Genomic DNA, 17052 nt, shown 5'->3' on the forward strand with positions numbered 1-17052 from the left:
CCGGCGGGGGTCAGGCGGGCACGCCCTGCTCGCCCTCGTCCACCACCCCGAGCGCGCCCCGCAGTTCGCCCCGGCGGCGGATGCCGAGCTTGCGGTAGGTGCTGGTCAGGTGGGTCTCCACGGTGCGGCGCGCGACATGGAGGAGGTCGGCTATCTCGGTGTTCGTCCGCCCGTCGGCGGCGAGTTCGGCGATCCGGCGCTCGCTGCCGGTCAGCGCGCCCGAGCCGGTGTGCGCGGTCCCGGAGCGACGGGCGCCGCCCGCGCGCAGCGCCTCCTCGGCGTCCGTCCGCAGCCGTACGGCACCGAGCCGTTCGGCGCGCTCGGCCGCCTCGCGCAGACACTCGCGCCCGCGCGCCCGCTCCCCGGCGGCGGTCAGCTGCCGCCCCTGCGCGATCAGCGCGGTCACCAGTTCCACCCCGTCCGGCGCCGTGCGCAGAACGCCCACGGCCGCCTCCGCGAGCTCCAGTCCGCGCCGCCCGCCGGTCGCCAGGCCCAGCACCCGCAGCGCCCGGCCCACCGCGCGCGGGGTGTTCCAGACCCGGGCCAGCCGCAACTCCTCCCCGGCCAGCGCCAGCGCCTCCCGGGGGCTGCCCAGCGCCAGCCGGCACTCGGCGGCGGCCGTGCGCCACGGGGTGACGACCGGGCTGATCACGTCCCGGGCCGACTGGCGCCGCCCGCACTCCAGGAAGTCGTGCAGGGCGCCGGTGGTGTCGCCCTCGGCGGACCGCAGCACCCCCCGCGCGTACAGCAGGCGGTTCAACTCCCAGGAGTCCGGAGCGTTCCGCAGGTCGAAGCCGTCCGCGAGCCGCCGCGCCTCGTCGGTGCGGCCGGTCTCGACGAGGGCGATCAGGGCGTGCGCGTCGATGTTGGACGGGCCGGTGCGGTCGGCCGGGACGGTCCGCTCCGCGTGGTCGGCGAGCAGCCGGCCGTACTCGGCGCGGGCGGCGGCGATGTCGGCCCAGGTGTCCAGCAGGGCCTCGTCCATCGGGTGCAGCAGTTCGGGCCGCTGCCCGGCCAGGGCGCGCTCCGCCAGCCGTTCGGCCTCGTCCAGTTCGTCGGCCCACTGGGCCACGGCGGCGGCGGTGCCCAGCAGGAACGGCTCGGCGAGGGGGTCGCCTGGCTCGGTCAGCAGCTCCCGCATCCGGGTCATCGCCGCCCGCGCCGACGTCGTCCCGGCCGTGGCCGCGTACCGCACGAGCAGGGCCCGGCTGGTGGCGTCGACGAGTTCCGGGGAGCGTTCGGCGGTGTCGTGCAGCCGCGCGTACGCCTCGCGGCGCACCGTCTGGTCCCGGTCGGACAGCAGGACGGCGGCCGCCCGCAGCGTGGCCGCCGGTTCGGGGTGCTCGCCGAGCCGGTCCTCCACCCGGCGCAGCAGGTCCACGGCGGCGCGGACCTCGCCGCGGCCGGCCAGGGCGGCGCCCAGGGCGAGGGCCGTGCGCACCTGGTCGCGGGGTTCGGCGGGCAGGCACATCGCCTCGGCGAGGCGCGGGATGCCCGCCGGGGCGTCCGCGGTGGCGTACTCCAGGGAGCCCAGCACGGTCAGCGTCCGTTGCTTGAGGTCGTCGCGCAGCGGCTCCTGCAGCGCCCGGCGCAGCAGGCCGACGGCGTCTTCGGTGCGGGACTCGCGAACGGCGACGGCCGCGGCGTCGCGCAGCACGCGCAGCGCCCAGGGCAGGCCGACGGTCCCGCTGCCCAGCAGTTGCCGGGCCACGGCCGCCACGCCGTCGCCGCGGCGCAGCATCGCCGCCGCGAGCGCCCGGTGCGCGGCCTGCCGCCGCACGGCCGACCACCCGGTGAGCACCGCGTCCCGCAGCAGCGGATGAGCGTAGGCGGGGCGGCCCTCGGCGTCCGGCCGCAGCACACCGATCCGGGTCATCGCGGTGAGCCAGCCGGAGACCCGCGCGGCATCGGCCCCGGACGCCTCGGCGAGCAGCCCGGCCAGGGAGTCCTCCGCCCAGGCCTGTTGCCGGGCCTGTTCCCGGGCCTGTTGCCGCTCGTCCTCCCGGTCCTGCTCCCCGGCCTGTTCCAGGACCGCGAGCATCCGGGCCACCTGCGCCGTCGCCGGGCCGGTGCCGTCCAGCCACCAGGAGACGGCCGCCGGGTACGACCCCGGGTACAGCGCGGCGCAGGTCCGCGGCACCGCGCCCGCCGGGGCTCCGGCCAGGTCGTCGAGCAGGGCGCGCAGCAGCAGCGGGTTGCCCGCGCCCGCCCGGACGCAGTCCGCCGTCCACGACGGCGAGGCGGCGGGGAAGGCGGCCCGGACCAGATCCGCGGACGCCTCGTCGGTGAGCGGGGCGAGGGTGTGCGCGCGGACGAGGGACGGCGACAGGGCATGCGTGAGACCCGCCGGGCGGGGATCGATGTCGTACTGTCTGCGCTCGGTGGCCACCGCCAGGACCGGTAACGGGTCGACGCGGCGCACCGCCTCGACCAGCCAGCGGCGCGACGGCTCGTCGGCCAGGTGCACGTCGTCCACGGCCAGCATCAGCGGTCCCTCGGCCGCGTACGAGCGCAGCAGCCGCCACAGCCGGGCCGCGCTGCCCCGGTCGTCGCCGCCGGGCGCCATGTCGGCGAACTCGGGGACCGGGCCGAGGAGATGGAGGATCGTGGAGAAGGGCACCGCGGTGTCCTCGGGGGAACAGCGCACCCGCAGCACCCGCAGTCCGCGGTGCGCCGCGTGCGCGGCGGCCGCCTCCAGTACGGCGGAGCGGCCGGTGCCGGTGGCCCCGCGCAGCAGGACGAGGCCGCCGTGACCGGAGCGGGCGCGTTCCGTCTCGGCCACGAGCAGCGCGTGTACGTCGCCGCGTTCCCACAGCGGTCCGGTCATCCCTGCCTCCTGTGCCGCGTGCGGCGCTGTGGCCCGCGGTTCCCCACGACCCCTGTGGCAATGCTCACGACGGGGCGCGAACTGCCCGGCCGGCCCTGCCCGTTGCCCCTCAACCCCCCGTTGACCTGCTGCGACGCGCGCTCCGGCGGCAGCTCGTGGTGGTCGGTCCGCTGGTCTCGTGGTCCGCCTCGTGGTCCTCCACGATTGCGCACGCCACAGGCACCACAGAAGTGTGGATCGAGCCCTTCCGTCGCCGGTCCGTACCGGGTGGCGGATCCGAGACCAGGGGAGAATCGGTTGCTCAGCTCACCCGGCACAGCAGACGGCGGCACCGACACCATCACCGGTATCACCGGCATCACCACCGGCACCGGCAGCGGCATCACCGCCGGCACCCGCACCGGCCGCCGGATACCCGTGGCGGTGACCGCCCCGGACCCGATCTCCCGCGAAGGTGCCGTCAGCCAGCTGCGCAGACGCCCGGAGATCGAGATCCGCACGGAGTCCGGCCCCGGCACGGTGGCCGTGCTGATCGAGGACACCCTCGACGAGGCGGCGCTCACCCGGGTGCGCCGGCTGGTGCGCAGCGAGGGCGCCCGCGCCGTGCTGGTCGTGGGCACGATCCGGGAGAACGAACTGCTGGACGTCATCGAGTGCGGGATCGGCGCCATCGTCTGGCGCCGCGAGGCCACCGCGAACCGGCTGGTGCAGGCGGTCGTCGCCGCCGCGCGCGGGGACGGCGACCTGCCCTCCGACCTGTTGGGCAGGCTCATCAGCCAGGTGGGCACGCTGCACCGGGGTGCGGCGGGCCGGCCCGGCGCCCCCTCCCTGGGTCTCGCGCAACGGGAGGTGGACGTCCTGCGACTGGTGGCCGAGGGTCTGGACACCGGAGAGATCGCCAGCAAGCTGTCCTACTCCGAACGTACTGTCAAGAACGTCATGCACGGCCTCACCACACGCCTGCACCTGCGCAATCGGGCCCACGCCGTGGCGTATGCCCTCCGGGAAGGCTACATCTGACCGAACGGGCAATCGAAGGAGGACACGCGGGCAGCACCGCCTGCCCGGCCGTCGGCCCCGGCGCGCCTGCGGCCGCGGCGGCGGGCGCGGCACGATCGGTGGACAGGGCCCCCAACAGGGCGAACGGCAGGGCGAATCGGGAGCGCGACGGTGATCCACGAGGTGGACGAGGTCCTCAAGGGCCTCCTCGGCGGCGGCGCGCTGGCCGGTTCCGGCATCGACGTCTCCTTCGAGGCCCCCACCCGCGACTGGGCCGCCCGGCGCAACGCCCCGGTGATCAACGCCTACTTGTACGACATCCGGGAGGACGTGCACCGGCGCCAGCGCGGGCAGGTGTCCGTGCGCGACGAGCGGGACGTGGTGGTACGGCGCCGCCAACCGCCCCGCTGGTTCCGGCTGTCGTACCTGGTGACCGCCTGGACGAAGACACCGCAGGACGAACACCGGCTGCTGTCGGCCGTATTGGCGACACTCCTGCCCCGCGAGCTGCTGTCCGCCGACGAACTGCCCGGATCGCTGGGAGCGTTGGGTCTGGCGGTGCCGCTGACCGTCGCGGGTGTGCAGACCGAGTCCCGCTCCATGGCCGACATCTGGTCCGCCCTGGGCGGCGAGCTCAAGCCCTCCCTGGACCTGGTGGTGACCGCGCCCTTCCCGGCCTTCCCCGAGTACGACGCCGGTCCGCCGGTCACCGAGGGCGCGGCGGTCCGGGTGCGCGGCCTGGACGGCAACCCGCCCCAGTCCGGGGAACGCGCCCACCGGCCCCGGCAGGTGGCGGCCGCCCGCGCCGCCCGCGAGGCCGCCGCACCGCACCCGGACAAGCGGTGACCGCCCCGTACACGCAGGCGCGACCGGCCGGGACCGTCGATCCGGCCGCCGTGCTGCTCGCCCGTCTCACCGCCCTGCGCGAGCGGGTGGCCGCCCTGGTCGACGAGCGCGCCGCCGGCGACCCCACGGCCGACGATCCGCTGCGCGGCCTCTACCTGCCCCAGGAGGCGGTCCAGCACCTCCTGCGGACGCAGCCGGCCGGCGCCCCCGTCGGCCTGGTGGACCTCGCGGCGCCGGCCGGACTCGCGGGCACCGACCCCGCCGCTCCCGTTGCCCCCGCGGCCCACGCCGACCGACTGATCGGCCTGTCCTCCCGGATGGGCCTGTCCGAGCTGGACACCGCCATCCTGCTCGTCGCCCTCGCGCCCGACCTCGACCGTGCCTTCGAGCCGCTGTACGGCTACCTCAACGACGACGTGAGCAGGCGGCGCGCCACCACGGGGCTCGCCCTCGACCTGTGCGGGATGCCCGCGCACCTGGCGGCGGCCCGGGCCCGCTTCCACTCCTCGGCGCCGCTGCGCGCGCTCGGGCTGCTGGAGGTCGAGGAGCCCGAACGGCCCTTCCTGGGGCGCTCGCTGCGGGTGCCCGACCGGCTGGTCGCCCATCTGATCGGCGACGACACCCCGGACGACGTGCTCCACGGACATCTGCTCGCGATGCCGGAGCATCTGCCCGCCGCCGCCGACGACGCCTTCGCCCTCCGGCTGGCCGGCCGGCTGACCGCGGGACCGGTCACCGCCTATCTGCGCGAGCTGCGCGAGGGCGACGGCCCGGCCGCCATCGCGGGCGCCCTGCGCGCGGCCGGCCTCGGGGCGCTGCGCTTCTCCGGTCCCGAGGACCGCGTCCCGGCCCTGCTGCGCGAGGCGCGGCTCGGCGGCCGGGCGGTCGTCCTGTCGGGTCTGCCGGAACAACCGGGTTCGCTGGTCCAGGCGTTGGCCGCGGCGACGGACGTCACCGTGCTGCTGACCGACCCGCGCCCCTACGACCCGCACTGGAGCGCCCGCGACCCGCTCGTCCTGGACGCCCCCCGGCGCCGGGCCGGCGGCACGGCCGCCTGGTCGGCGGCGCTGGGCCCCGACGGCGTCGGATTCGACCTGGCCACGGCAGTGGCGCCGTACCGGCTGGGCGGCGACCGGGTGGAGCGCGCCGCGCACGCCGCCCACGCACTGGCCGCCTTCGACGGCACCCCGCTCACCGCCGCCCATGTGCGGCTCGCCGCCCGACAGCAGTCGGCCTCCGGCCTGGAGCGGCACGCCCGCCGGATCCGGCCCGCCGTCACCTGGAACGACCTGGTCCTGCCCGACCGTCCGCTGACCCAGCTGCGCGAACTGGCGCTGCGCGCCCGCCACCGCGACCGGGTCCTCGGCGACTGGCGGCTCAGCGCGGGCGGCGGCCGGGGCCGGGGCGTGCTCGGGCTGTTCGCCGGCGAGTCCGGCACCGGCAAGACGCTCTCCGCCGAGGTCGTCGCCGCCGAACTCGGCCTGGACCTGTACGTCGTGCAGCTGTCCTCGGTCGTCGACAAGTACGTCGGCGAGACCGAGAAGAACCTGGAACGCATCTTCACCGAGGCCGACCGCACCGACGCCGTCCTGCTCTTCGACGAGGCCGACGCGGTCTTCGGCAAGCGCTCGGCGGTCAAGGACTCCCACGACCGCTACGCCAACATGGAGAGCGCCTATCTGCTCCAGCGGCTGGAGTCCTTCGACGGCATCGCGCTGCTGACCACCAACCTGCGCGCCAACATCGACGAGGCGTTCACCCGGCGCCTCGACCTGGTGGTCGACTTCCCGTTCCCGGACGCGGAGCAGCGCCTGGCCCTGTGGCGGCACGGGCTGTCGTCCGTCCCGTGCGCCGAGGGCGTCGATCCGCGGCCGCCGGCACGGGACTTCGAGCTGGCCGGCGGTTCGATCCGCAGCGCGGTGGTCACCGCCGCCTATCTGGCCGCCGGACGGGACGGGCCGGTCGGCGACGGCGACCTGCTGGAGGGGGCCCGACGCGAGTACCGCAAGGCGGGCCGCCTGGTCCCGGGCGAGGCCACCTGGTAGTCCCGCCCGGTCACCGGCCCTACTGCACCCGCCACTTCTGGTTGGGGGTTCCGGAGCACTGCCACAGCTGGAGCTTCGTGCCGTTCCCGGTGCCGTTGTCCTTGGCGTCCACGCACTTGTTCGCCTGCGGGTTGACCAGGTCCCCGGCGGGGCTCATCACGAACTGCTGGGCGGGGTTGCCGCTGCACCGGGCCAGCTGGATGGCGGCGCCGTCGTCCCGGGATCCGTAGGCCACGTCCATGCACAGGCCGAGGGAGCGGACGGTGCCGTCGCCCCGGAAGTCCCACTTCTGGTTGGCCGATCCGGCGCAGTCCCACAGCTGGAGCTTCGTGCCGTCGCGGCCCCGGCCGTCCTGCGCGTTGGTGACGTCGATGCACCGGTTCGAGCCCTGGCCGATGATCAGTTGGCCGGGTACCGGCTTCTTCGTGGGCGCCGGACCCGATCCGCCGGGTTTGCTGCCGCCGGAGCCCGACGACCCCGAGGAGCCGGAGGAACCGGACGAACCGCCGGAACCAGAACCGGAGCCGCCCGTGTCGTGCCGCGGCGGCGCGGAGGAGGGCTGGGACGGGGGCAGCGGGTCGGCGGAGGCGTCGGTCCTCGGTGCGGACGGCGCGGACGCGACCGGGCTGGGCAGCGCGGTGCTGCCGGCCTCCGCGAGCTTCTCCGAGGCGCCGCTGCCGACCGACGGCTTGTAGGCGATCCAGAACATCACGAACGCGATCGCCAGCGCCGTCACGACGCTCAGCGTGGTCGCCAGCCAGCGCGGCAGGAACCCGCGCTGCACGAACGTACCGTCGACGCCGAGCGGCACCACCCCCGACCGCTGCACGGTCAGCGAGAACGGCCGCTGCTCCTTCGACCCGAACCAGATCACCTGCCGGGGCCGCAGCGTGGTGTCGACGAACTCCGCCCGCCCCGGCTCGATCTGCACACTGGCCGGACGGAACTCGTACGACAGGTTGTCGCCCGTGTCGTTGCCGGCCACCGAGGCGGTGACCTTGGTGTTGCCCAGGTTGTCGATCGCCAGACGCGGCCGGCCCCGAAAACGCCCCTTCACCGTAGGCGGCACCAACTCCGCCCGCACCTCCGTGAACGGAGTGATCGTCAGATTCCCCTCCGGCACGGTCACCGCGTCCGGATGCTCGGTCGGCGTGATCCGCACCGCGTACGGATTGGGACCGGCCACCGCGTCCGACGTACGCGGCGGCGAGAACGTCAGCTCCACCGTCCCCGTCGTCCCCGGATACAACCGCAACGTCTGCGGCTCCACGGTCGTCCACGGCGCGATCGCACCAACAGGCTCGAAACGGTACTCGTCGACGACATCACCGGTGTTGCGCACCCGCAGCCGCACCACCGTGCTGCCGCCCGGGTCCACCGTCGCTGCCGCCGGCTCCAGAGAAGTCCACAGAGTCACCTGTCGACGCTAAGACCCGGGCGGGGGCGCCGTCAGGAGGCCTCGGGGCAGCCTCGCTGCCCGAAGGGGTGCTTCCCCGTGCCCCGGCGGACAGGTGCCCGGCACACGTACCGGTCACGGCCGCCGGTCACACCGTGAACCGGACCGCCTCCAGCTGGAGGTTCTGCTCCATGGGGCTGCCGCCGTAGATCCAGTCGCCGGGCTTGGTGCAGCCCAGGCCCATCCAGCCCCGTTCCTCCACATGGGCGTTCTGGCAGACCGAGCCGTCGGTGGTCTTGATGGTGAAGCCCTGCAGGGGCAGCTCGGACTCCTTCGTGCTGCCGAGGTACATGTCGACGCCGTCGGCGGCGCTCGACCAGGGGGTCTTCCAGCCGTCGCTCTTGTAGGCGCCGTTGCCCGCGGTGCCGCCGGTTCCCGAGACCGCGATGTTCAGCGCCTTGATCGGCAGCTCCTTGCCCGTGGTCCCGGCCTCCGCGCCGTCGCAGACCGGGTCCTGCCAGCCGTGGTCCGCCACGTAGGCGCGGTAGCAGATGTGGCGTCCGCTGCTGCGGGCGGCGAGCTTCTGCACCGCGTCGGCCGCGGTCTCCTGCTTCGGCTTCGTCGGCTTCTTGGTCGCGCCGCCACCGCCTCCGCCGCCGCCTCCGGCAGGGATCTGGCTCGGGGCCGCCGCCGGGGGCGCGGCGGGCTCCTGGCTGGGTGCCTGGGACGGGGTGGTCGCCTTGGGCGTGGGGCTGGGCGGGGCGAGGGTGCTGCCGGCCTGCTCGATCTGCTCCGTCGCCGAGGTGCGCACCTGCGGCTTGTAGGCGATCCAGATCATCACGAAGGCGATCGTCAGCGCCAAGACCGTCCCGAGGGCGGTGGCCAGCCAGCGCGGCAGGAACCCGCGCTGCACATAGGTGCCCTCGACCTCCAGGGCCGGTGCCCCCGACCGGCGGACCGCCAGGGTGTACGGCTGCTCCTGCTTGGCCCCGAACCAGATGATCCGGCGCGGCCGCAGCGTGGTGTCCGCGAACACCGCCCGTCCCGGATCGATCTGCACGCTGCCCGGCTGGATCTCGTACGAGAGCTGGTCACCGTTGTCGTTGCCGCTCAGCGAGGCGGTGACCTTGGTGTTGCCCAGGTTGTCGATCGCCAGCCGCGGCCGGCCCCGAAAACGCCCCTTCACCGTAGGCGGCACCAACTCCGCCCGCACCTCCGTGAACGGAGTGATCGTCAGATTCCCCTCCGGCACGGTCACCGCGTCCGGATGCTCGGTCGGCGTGATCCGCACCGCGTACGGATTGGGACCGGCCACCGCGTCCGACGTACGCGGCGGCGAGAACGTCAGCTCCACCGTCCCCGTCGTCCCCGGATACAACCGCAACGTCTGCGGCTCCACGGTCGTCCACGGCGCGATCGCACCAACAGGCTCGAAACGGTACTCGTCGACGACATCACCGGTGTTGCGCACCCGCAGCCGCACGCGGGTACTGGCACCGGGGTCCACGGTCGCGGAGGCGGGTTCGAGGGAGGTCCACAGGCTCACCCCCGCGACGCTACGTCCGGCCCCCGCCGGACGTCATGAGGCGCAGGGGCAGGGGGTGTGCCCGAAGGGGCAGGCCTCCCGTCACAGGTCCCGGTGGTAGCGGTCGGCCGTGTCCTCGATGAAGTGGTCGAAGGACATGGCCGCGAAGCCCGGCCACTGGTCGATGGCGAGGATCGGGACGCGTCGCAGCTCGACCAGGACCTGCTTGCGGTCGCCCGTCGGCTCGCCGCCCTCTTCCTCCGGGGCTCCGATGTCGACCGGCCTCGCCGGGCCTGCCCAGACGGGGTCCCGTCCGTTCATGACCGACCTGACGATGTTCGTGCAGATATTGGCTTCGTCGGCGAGGTCCTCGTTCAGCGAGCCCATCAGCGCCACCACATCGCGCAGGCCGACCCGGTCGCCGATCACACCGTCCTCGCGCAGGCTCATCCACAGTGCGCCCATGTGGGTCTTGAGCAGGAGCGGCTGGTCCTTGGGCAGATTGGTGTGGAACAGCACCTCGTGCACGGCGGCCGACGCCATGACCTGGAGCATGCCGCGCACGCTGCCGAGCTGTTCGGCCGACGGGTCGTCCTGCATGTCGAAGGTCCTGACGAGGTTCCTGGTGCGGATGTGGCGGATCGCCGAGGCGAGCTGGGCGTTCTCGGTCACCTCCTCCCGGGTCCTCTCGGCCCGCCAGAACATCCGGTTGACGCCGTAGAAGTCCTGGAAGTGCCCCGCGTCGGTGGCCGCCCGTTCATGCATGCGGGGCAGGGAGTCCAGCGGCACATCGGGGTTCACCTGCGGCTGACCGGTGCCGTCGGGCTTGTACACGGTCACGTAGACGTTGCCGATCTCGAACTCGGGGGCTTCGTCGGTGCCGTCCTTCTGCAGCTTCCGGGTCCCCGAGTCCAGCGCCTTCGCCACCCGCTCGATCTCGCCCATGGCCCGGGTCAGATCCTGCCTGCTGGCGAAGGGTTTGGTGACGAACTCCAGGTTCTCGCCGTCCTGGACGACGTACCAGAGGCCGGTCTGCTGGCCGTAGTACCGGGCGCCCAGGTCGTACACCTCGGCGTCCGAATCGGATTCCGCGTCGCTCGCCGTGACGGCGACCTCGCTGCGCAGCTGCTGGAACTCGAAGCCGATCCTGGCCGGTGTCTCGGCCCGCCGCTGCACGAACGCGCCCGCGTCGCCGGCGTGCGTCAGGTCGGCGGAGGCGTGGTCGTGCTCGGTGTCGTGCGGCGCGACCGCCCGCTGCACCGGCGCCGGACCGGCCATCACCCGGGCGGCGTTGGCCTCGGCGGCGCGCTCGTAGCTGTCGCCCGGGTCGCTGACCCGCAGCCCACCGCCGTTGTCGGCGCCGGCGACCGGACCCTGGCTCTGCTGGATCACATGGGTGAGCTCGTGGGCCAGGGTGTGCTTGTCCCGGCCGTCCCACACGACGTGGTTGCGGGAGGTGTACGCGCTCGCGCCGATCTCGGCGGCCGACCGCTGGGCCACGGCGTCCGTGTGCACCCGTACGGAACTGAAGTCGACGCCGCCGAACCGCGCCGACATCTCGCTCCCCAGCCCCGTGTCCAGAGGCCGGCCGGACGAGCCGAGCACCTGGTGCACCAGGGAGCTCCGCTGTACGGCGGGCTGCTGCTCGTGTCCGCAGCCGGCGGAGTGCTGGTGCCGCTCCGCCGTGACGGCGCGCGAGACGGCCGCGTTGCCCGCGAGCCGCTGCAGACCGAGCACCCCGGCCGCCCAGCCGGGCCCTTGGGGCGCGCGGCCCGTCCATCCGGCGGGCCGGGTCCCCTGGGCCCGGTCGTTCGGTGCGGTGCCCTTGTCCTGCGCGCGCACGGGCGCTCCCCTCGACGGTCGGCGGATACACGTCAGCGCACCAGCGTGACCGAGGGCGCCGGGCCGGGGGAAGGAACTTGGGGGCAGACCTGAGGGCACGTCCGGGTCGTTGCCCTTCGGGGCAACAGGCCTGCCCCCGCCACGGCACCGCAGGTCGTTCCGGCCGTCGCGCTGCGCGCGTGACGGTGAGAGGCGTCCTGACTCGTGTCCCGAGGAGAGCAGAGCATGCCGTCGTACCTGTCGCCCGGCGTATACGTCGAGGAGGTGGCCAGCGGCTCCCGTCCGATCGAGGGAGTGGGCACCTCGGTGGCGGCCTTCGTCGGGCTCGCCCCGACCGGCCCGCTGAACGAGCCGACCCTGGTGACCAACTGGACGCAGTACGTGGCGGCCTTCGGTGACTTCACCGATGGCTACTACCTCGCGCACTCCGTCTACGGCTTCTTCAACAACGGCGGCTCGGCGGCCTACGTCGTCCGCGTCGGCGGCTCCGCGGCGGGCGCCTCCGGCGACGCCGCCGCCCCCCACGCGGTGACCGGTGCGGCAGCACCGGCCGCGCTGACCGCCGGCGAGCCCAAGCAGCTCGGCACGTTCACCGTCACGGCGACCTCGGCCGGGCAGCACGGCCCGCTGAGCGTGGAGGTCGCCGACGCGGAGGGCGAGGGTCCCGCCGAGCGCTTCAAGCTGATCGTCAAGGACGGCGACAAGGCCGTCGAGTCGTTCGACGTGACCGCCAAGAAGGGCGGCCGCACCTACGTCGTCACCCAGGTCAAGGAGCGCTCCAAGCTCATCACCGTGGCCGAGGCCGCGCCGTCCGCGCAGCTGGCCCGCCCGGAGAACCAGACGGTGGCCCTGGCCGCGCCGCCCGCCGCGCCCGCCGCGCCGGCGGAGCAGGACGCGGTCGTCGGCCCGGCCCAGTACCTGGGCGACAGCGCCGACCGCACCGGCTTCGGCGGCCTGGAGGCCGTCGACGAGGTGTCGATGGTGGCCGTGCCCGACCTGATGGCCGCCTACCAGCGTGGCGCGATCGACCTGGAGGCCGTCAAGGCGGTCCAGCTCGGCCTGATCGCGCACTGCGAGCTGATGGGCGACCGCGTCGCGGTCATCGACCCGCCGCCCGGCCTGAACGCCCGCCAGATCCGCGTGTGGCGGCAGGAGACGGCCGGCTACGACTCCAAGTACGCCGCCCTGTACTACCCGTGGATCAAGTCCTTCGACCCGGCCTCCGGCCAGTCCCGGCTGATCCCGCCGAGCGGTCACGTGGCCGGCGTGTGGGCCCGCAACGACTCCGAGCGCGGTGTGCACAAGGCGCCGGCCAACGAGGTCGTACGCGGTGCCGTGGACCTGGAGATCCAGATCACCCGGGGCGAGCAGGACCTGCTCAACCCGATCGGCGTCAACTGCATCCGCGCGTTCCCCGGCCGGGGCATCCGGATCTGGGGCGCGCGGACGCTGTCCTCGGACCCGGCGTGGCGCTACCTCAACGTCCGCCGGTACTTCAACTACCTGGAGGAGTCGATCCTGATCGGCACCCAGTGGGTGGTGTTCGAGCCGAACGACCACGCGCTGTGGGCCCGGATCCGGCGCAACGTCTCGGCGTTCCTGGTCAACGAGTGGCGCAGCGGCGCCCTCTTCGGCGCCCGGCCCGAAGAGGCGTACTACGTCAAGTGCGACGAGGAGACCAACCCGCCGGAGTCGGTCGACGTCGGCCGGGTGGTGTGCGAGATCGGCATCGCACCGGTGAAGCCGGCCGAGTTCGTGATCTTCCGACTGGCTCAGTTCTCCAGCGGGAGCGGGGAGCTGGAGGAGTAGGTCCGCCAGCCGACTCCTCCAGCTCCCATCGACGTCAACACCCCTAGAAGGAAAGCGACATGAGTCTCCAGCCGGGCGATGCCCTTACTTCACACAATTTCGGCCTGCAGATCGACGGCGTGATGGTCGAGTACCTCGCCGAGGTCAGCGGCCTCAGCGTGGAGCAGGACGTCATCGAGTACCAGCAGGTCTCCGCGCAGGGCAAGCCGGTCACCAAGAAGCTGCCGGGCGTGAAGAAGGCGGGCACCTGCACGGTCGTGCGCGGTATGACGCAGTCCGCCGCGTTCAACCAGTGGATCACCGAGTCGGTCAGCGGCGCGATGGGCACGGCCCGCAAGAACGCCACGATCATGGTGATGGACTACCAGAACAATCCGGTCAAGCGGTACAACATGCGCAACGCCTGGTGCAGCAAGATCGACACCAGCACCGTGAAGGCCGGTGAGGCCTCGGCGCTGACCGAGACGGTGACCATCACGTTCGAAGAACTGGTCATCGAGTAATGCGGCGTACGGCTGTCCGGTCGGGGACGGGGACGGCACCGGGTGAACCGGTTCCGTCGCCGTCTCCGTCCGCGCCGGGGTCCGGGGCCGGGGCCGCGGAGCAGGCCCCGGCCGCCGCGGCACCGGCGCTCCGCCTGCAGACGGAGTTCCCCTTCGAACTGCCCCGCGGTTACGTCGACGAGGCGGGCACCGTCCACCGCGACGGCGTGATGCGGCTGGCCACGGCCCGCGACGAACTGGTGCCGCTGCGGGACATCCGGGTCCAGGAGAACCCCGCCTACCTGTCGGTGGTGCTGCTCGGCCGGGTCATCACCCGCCTGGGCACACTGCCGCTCGTGCACGACGGGGTCGTGGAGAACATGTTCGCCTCCGACCTGGCGTTCCTCCAGGACTTCTACCGCCAGATCAACGCCGAGGGGCACACCCGCGCCGCGGTGGAGTGCCCGCACTGCGCGGAGCCCTTCGAGGTGGAACTCGGCGGGAGCCGCCTGGGGGAATCGTGACGTACGCGACCGACCGGCTGCACGAGGAGATCGCGTACGTCGCCTACCACTTCCACTGGAGCCTGGAGGAGATCCTGGACCTGGAACACCACGACCGCCGGCGCTTCACGAACCAGATCGCGTCCCTGGTGACCCGGGCCGGGGTGGAGGGCTGAGCCGTGGGTTTCCTGGACCGCTTCAGGGGTGGGCGTGGTGGCTCGACGACGGGCGGGGCGAGCGAGCCGTCGCCGTCGACGACCACCGCAGCGACCGACACCGGCGCCGTCACCGACCCGGGCACCGGCGCCGCGGCGACGCATGCCCGTCCGGCCGCCGCCTGGCCCGCGCTGCCACCCATCCAGCGGGCGGTGACCGGGGGGACGTCGGGTGTCGCCGACGCCGGCTTCGGAAACCGGCTGGCCACCTGGCAGAACCCGTCCTTCACCGGCACGCTGTCGCACGCGGTACTGAACCGCACGTCGGTCGACCGGATGGGCCCTTTGCTGACCCCTCCGACGGCACCGACGCCGACGCGCTCCGCCGAACAGCCGCCCGCGGCACCGCCGGTGCCCGGGCCGGCGGCGGGAGCGGCAACTGGTCCCGCACCGAGGTGGGCTGCCGCTGCCACGCCCTCGCGGGCGGGGGCCGCGGCGCCGGTGCAGCGTGCTGTTGCCACGCCGGTGAGTGTTGCCGCGCCGGGGCGTCAGGCCGCTTCTGCGGGTGGGGGACGGGCTGTGCCTACGTCCGCGCCCGCGCCCGCGCCGGTACAGCGGGCTGCTTCCGTGCCGGGGGCTGTGGCTGGTGCCGTGCCGGTGCAGCGGGCCGTGCCCCTTCCGCCGGCGGGGCACGCCCCGGTACAGCGGGCAACTGCTCCGCCGGTGAGGGTTGTTCCGCCAGCTGGGCAGGAGACGTCCACGCCAGTGCGGCGGGCAGCTTCCACGCCAGGGCAAACGTCCCCGGCCCCGGCCCCGGCAACGAAACCCCCCGGCGCGAGGCCAGTTCAGCGCACCGCGGCCACATCAGCGAGCCCCGCCGGGCCAGTTGGGCCGATGCCCACCGCGCCGGTGCAGAAGATGGCGTCCCCGTCAGCGCAGTCGGACGTTCCCGCGCCCGTGCAGCGTGCCGTTGCCACGCCGGGGGAGAAGGCCGTGCCCGCGCCCGTACCGAAGTCCGCTGCCGCGCCCTCGCGGCCGCATGGCGCAGAGGCGGTGCGGCAGGCCGCCCCGACTCCGGTACAGCGAGCCGCCTCCACGCCGGTGCCGCGAGTTGCCTCCGCACCCGTACGACAGCCCACTCCCGCGCCCTCCCAGCCAGACGCCGCCGAAGCCGCGCAGCAGCCCGCGCCGGTGCAGCGTGCCGTAGCCAAATCCCCTCAGCCGGGCGCTCCCGCAGCCCAGGTGCCGGATGTTCCTCAGCCCCCTCGGCTCGGTGGTTCCGTCTCCCCGCGGGGGGACGTTCCCGTGCCCCCGGCGCGAGGCATTCCCGTGGGACCAGTGCGGCCGCGCCCGGCGGTGGCCCCGCTGACCAAGTCGGCTCCCGCTCCGGTGCAGCGTCGTACGTTGCCTGCCCGGATACCGCCGGCTGCCCCGGCCCCCGCACATCCCGGTACTGACGAGGGCAGCACCGCGGCGCCGGAACCCGTCGCTGCCCCGGCCCCCGCTCCGGTGCAGCGGGCCGTGACGCGACCGGCCGATGACATCCGCACCCCGCACACGAGCGAAACGGAAACGGCGTCCCCCGCCTCCGCGAGCGCACCCGCACCCACGGGCCCCGCCCTCAACGTGCAGCGTGCCGCGGCGCCGACACCGAGCGGCACTCCCACCGGTCCCACAGCGGCACCGGCCACCGCCGCCCGCAAGCAGGCATCGACGGAACCGACCGTCCAGCGTGCGCGCGTCGGGCTCGGTGCACCCACCTCGCGCGTGCCCTCCCCCGCCGAACGCCCCGTGGAGCAACCGCGTCCGGCGACGACCCCTCCCGCGGGTTCCGCGCCGGTCGACAACACCCCTCCCGGTGGCGGGAGTTCGCAGCCCCAGCCGCCGCTCCCCCCGATCCAGCGCAGCACACCGCACGGCGGCAGCCCGGCGGCCCGCCCGCGCCCCCAGCTCGGCGTCCCTCTCACCACGCGCCCCGCCGATGCCACGCCCGTCGCCACGCCGCTCCCCGGCATGCCCAGCGTGAGCCGATCGGTCTCCCCGGCCCCATCGACGCCTGCCCCGGTCACGGGCCGCCCGCCGATGCCCACCCCTGTGCCCCAGCCGACCACCCCGGCCGTGCACAACCCGCTGCCGCGACCAACCACGTCAGCCGTGCACAACCCCCCGGCGCAGCAGCACACTTCGGCCGTACAACGCCGGGCCACTCAGGCCGCCGCACCCCTGCCGCAACCGGCCACGCCGACCATGCCGACCTCCACGCCGCAGCCAACCACGCCGACCACGCACAACCCCCTGACGCAACCGACCACGTCAGCCGTGCACAACCCCCCGCCACAGCAGCACACTTCGGCCGTACAACGCCGGGCCACTCAGGCCGCCGCACCCCTGCCGCAACCGGCCGCCCCGGCCCCCATGCCGCAGCCGCCCACCCCGGTCATGCACACCCCCGTGCCGCAGCCGACCGCCCCAGCCGTACAGCGCCGGACCACCCCGGCTGCCGCACCGCTGCCGCAGCCGACCACGTCGGGCGCGCACACGCCCCTCCCACGGCCGCACACTCCACCCGTACAACGCCGAACCACACCGGCTGCCGTACCCCTTCGCCGCACCACCCCCGGCA

The 17052-nt window shown here is 74.1% G+C and carries 11 protein-coding genes; 7 read left to right on the plus strand and 4 right to left on the minus strand.

From position 1 onward, the window contains the following. Positions 1–10: 10 nt before the first annotated feature. Entirely contained in the window at positions 11–2827 is a 2817-nt protein-coding gene (locus IPZ69_RS27485) for an AAA family ATPase (RefSeq protein ID WP_235457235.1), read from the minus strand. 357 nt (positions 2828–3184) lie between these two features. Here IPZ69_RS27485 and IPZ69_RS27490 point away from each other — a divergent pair, with 357 nt between their 5' ends. The 3 genes from IPZ69_RS27490 to IPZ69_RS27500 all read left to right on the plus strand — a co-directional run bounded on the left by IPZ69_RS27490 (position 3185) and on the right by IPZ69_RS27500 (position 6717). Then, complete coding sequence (locus IPZ69_RS27490; protein ID WP_235457247.1) at positions 3185–3847, plus strand: helix-turn-helix transcriptional regulator; 663 nt, start codon at positions 3185–3187, stop codon at positions 3845–3847. A 150-nt stretch (positions 3848–3997) separates the two neighbouring features. Then, complete coding sequence (locus IPZ69_RS27495) at positions 3998–4672, plus strand: DUF4255 domain-containing protein (RefSeq protein WP_235457236.1); 675 nt, start codon at positions 3998–4000, stop codon at positions 4670–4672. Continuing rightward, entirely contained in the window at positions 4669–6717 is a 2049-nt protein-coding gene (locus tag IPZ69_RS27500) for an ATP-binding protein (RefSeq protein WP_235457237.1), read from the plus strand. Before IPZ69_RS27495 ends, IPZ69_RS27500 begins: the two co-directional genes overlap by 4 nt. Positions 6718–6736: 19 nt before the next feature. On the opposite strand, the gene IPZ69_RS27505 is transcribed toward IPZ69_RS27500, so the two are convergent. The 3 genes from IPZ69_RS27505 to IPZ69_RS27515 form a co-directional block, all read right to left on the minus strand. Next, positions 6737–8134: a ricin-type beta-trefoil lectin domain protein gene (locus tag IPZ69_RS27505; RefSeq protein WP_235457238.1), complete on the minus strand. Its 1398-nt coding sequence runs from the start codon at positions 8132–8134 to the stop codon at positions 6737–6739. A gap of 127 nt (positions 8135–8261) precedes the next feature. Next, a complete protein-coding gene (locus IPZ69_RS27510) occupies positions 8262–9659 on the minus strand; it encodes a hydrolase (protein ID WP_235457239.1) in 1398 nt (465 codons plus the stop codon). A gap of 81 nt (positions 9660–9740) precedes the next feature. Next, positions 9741–11480, minus strand: a complete 1740-nt coding sequence (locus tag IPZ69_RS27515; protein WP_235457240.1) for an eCIS core domain-containing protein — start codon at positions 11478–11480, stop codon at positions 9741–9743. A 225-nt stretch (positions 11481–11705) separates the two neighbouring features. On the opposite strand from IPZ69_RS27515, the gene IPZ69_RS27520 reads away from it, so the two are divergent. The 4 genes from IPZ69_RS27520 to IPZ69_RS27535 are packed head-to-tail and all read left to right on the plus strand — an operon-like array spanning position 11706 to position 14450. Further along, a complete protein-coding gene (locus IPZ69_RS27520) occupies positions 11706–13289 on the plus strand; it encodes a phage tail sheath subtilisin-like domain-containing protein (RefSeq protein WP_235457241.1) in 1584 nt (527 codons plus the stop codon). A 59-nt stretch (positions 13290–13348) separates the two neighbouring features. Next, positions 13349–13792, plus strand: a complete 444-nt coding sequence (locus IPZ69_RS27525; RefSeq protein WP_235457242.1) for a phage tail protein — start codon at positions 13349–13351, stop codon at positions 13790–13792. Next, positions 13792–14295, plus strand: coding sequence for a hypothetical protein (locus IPZ69_RS27530; protein WP_235457243.1), 504 nt, complete (start codon positions 13792–13794; stop codon positions 14293–14295). The genes IPZ69_RS27525 and IPZ69_RS27530 overlap by 1 nt, the downstream gene beginning before the upstream one ends. After that, positions 14292–14450 carry a DUF6760 family protein gene (locus IPZ69_RS27535; RefSeq protein WP_235457244.1) on the plus strand — a complete coding sequence of 53 codons (159 nt, stop codon included), beginning with the start codon at positions 14292–14294 and terminating at the stop codon, positions 14448–14450. The genes IPZ69_RS27530 and IPZ69_RS27535 overlap by 4 nt, the downstream gene beginning before the upstream one ends. The last annotated feature ends 2602 nt before the right edge of the window (positions 14451–17052 follow it).

The sequence above is a fragment of the Streptomyces olivochromogenes genome (assembly GCF_021538895.1).
Taxonomy (GTDB): domain Bacteria; phylum Actinomycetota; class Actinomycetes; order Streptomycetales; family Streptomycetaceae; genus Streptomyces; species Streptomyces olivochromogenes_A.

Excerpts from the sequence above, each read along its gene's own strand:
- IPZ69_RS27485 (WP_235457235.1), bottom strand. The coding sequence starts at position 2,827 with ATGACCGGACCGCTGTGGGAACGCGGCGACGTACACGCGCTGCTCGTG.
- IPZ69_RS27520 (WP_235457241.1), top strand. The coding sequence starts at position 11,706 with ATGCCGTCGTACCTGTCGCCCGGCGTATACGTCGAGGAGGTGGCCAGC.
- IPZ69_RS27525 (WP_235457242.1), top strand. The coding sequence starts at position 13,349 with ATGAGTCTCCAGCCGGGCGATGCCCTTACTTCACACAATTTCGGCCTG.
- IPZ69_RS27530 (WP_235457243.1), top strand. The coding sequence starts at position 13,792 with ATGCGGCGTACGGCTGTCCGGTCGGGGACGGGGACGGCACCGGGTGAA.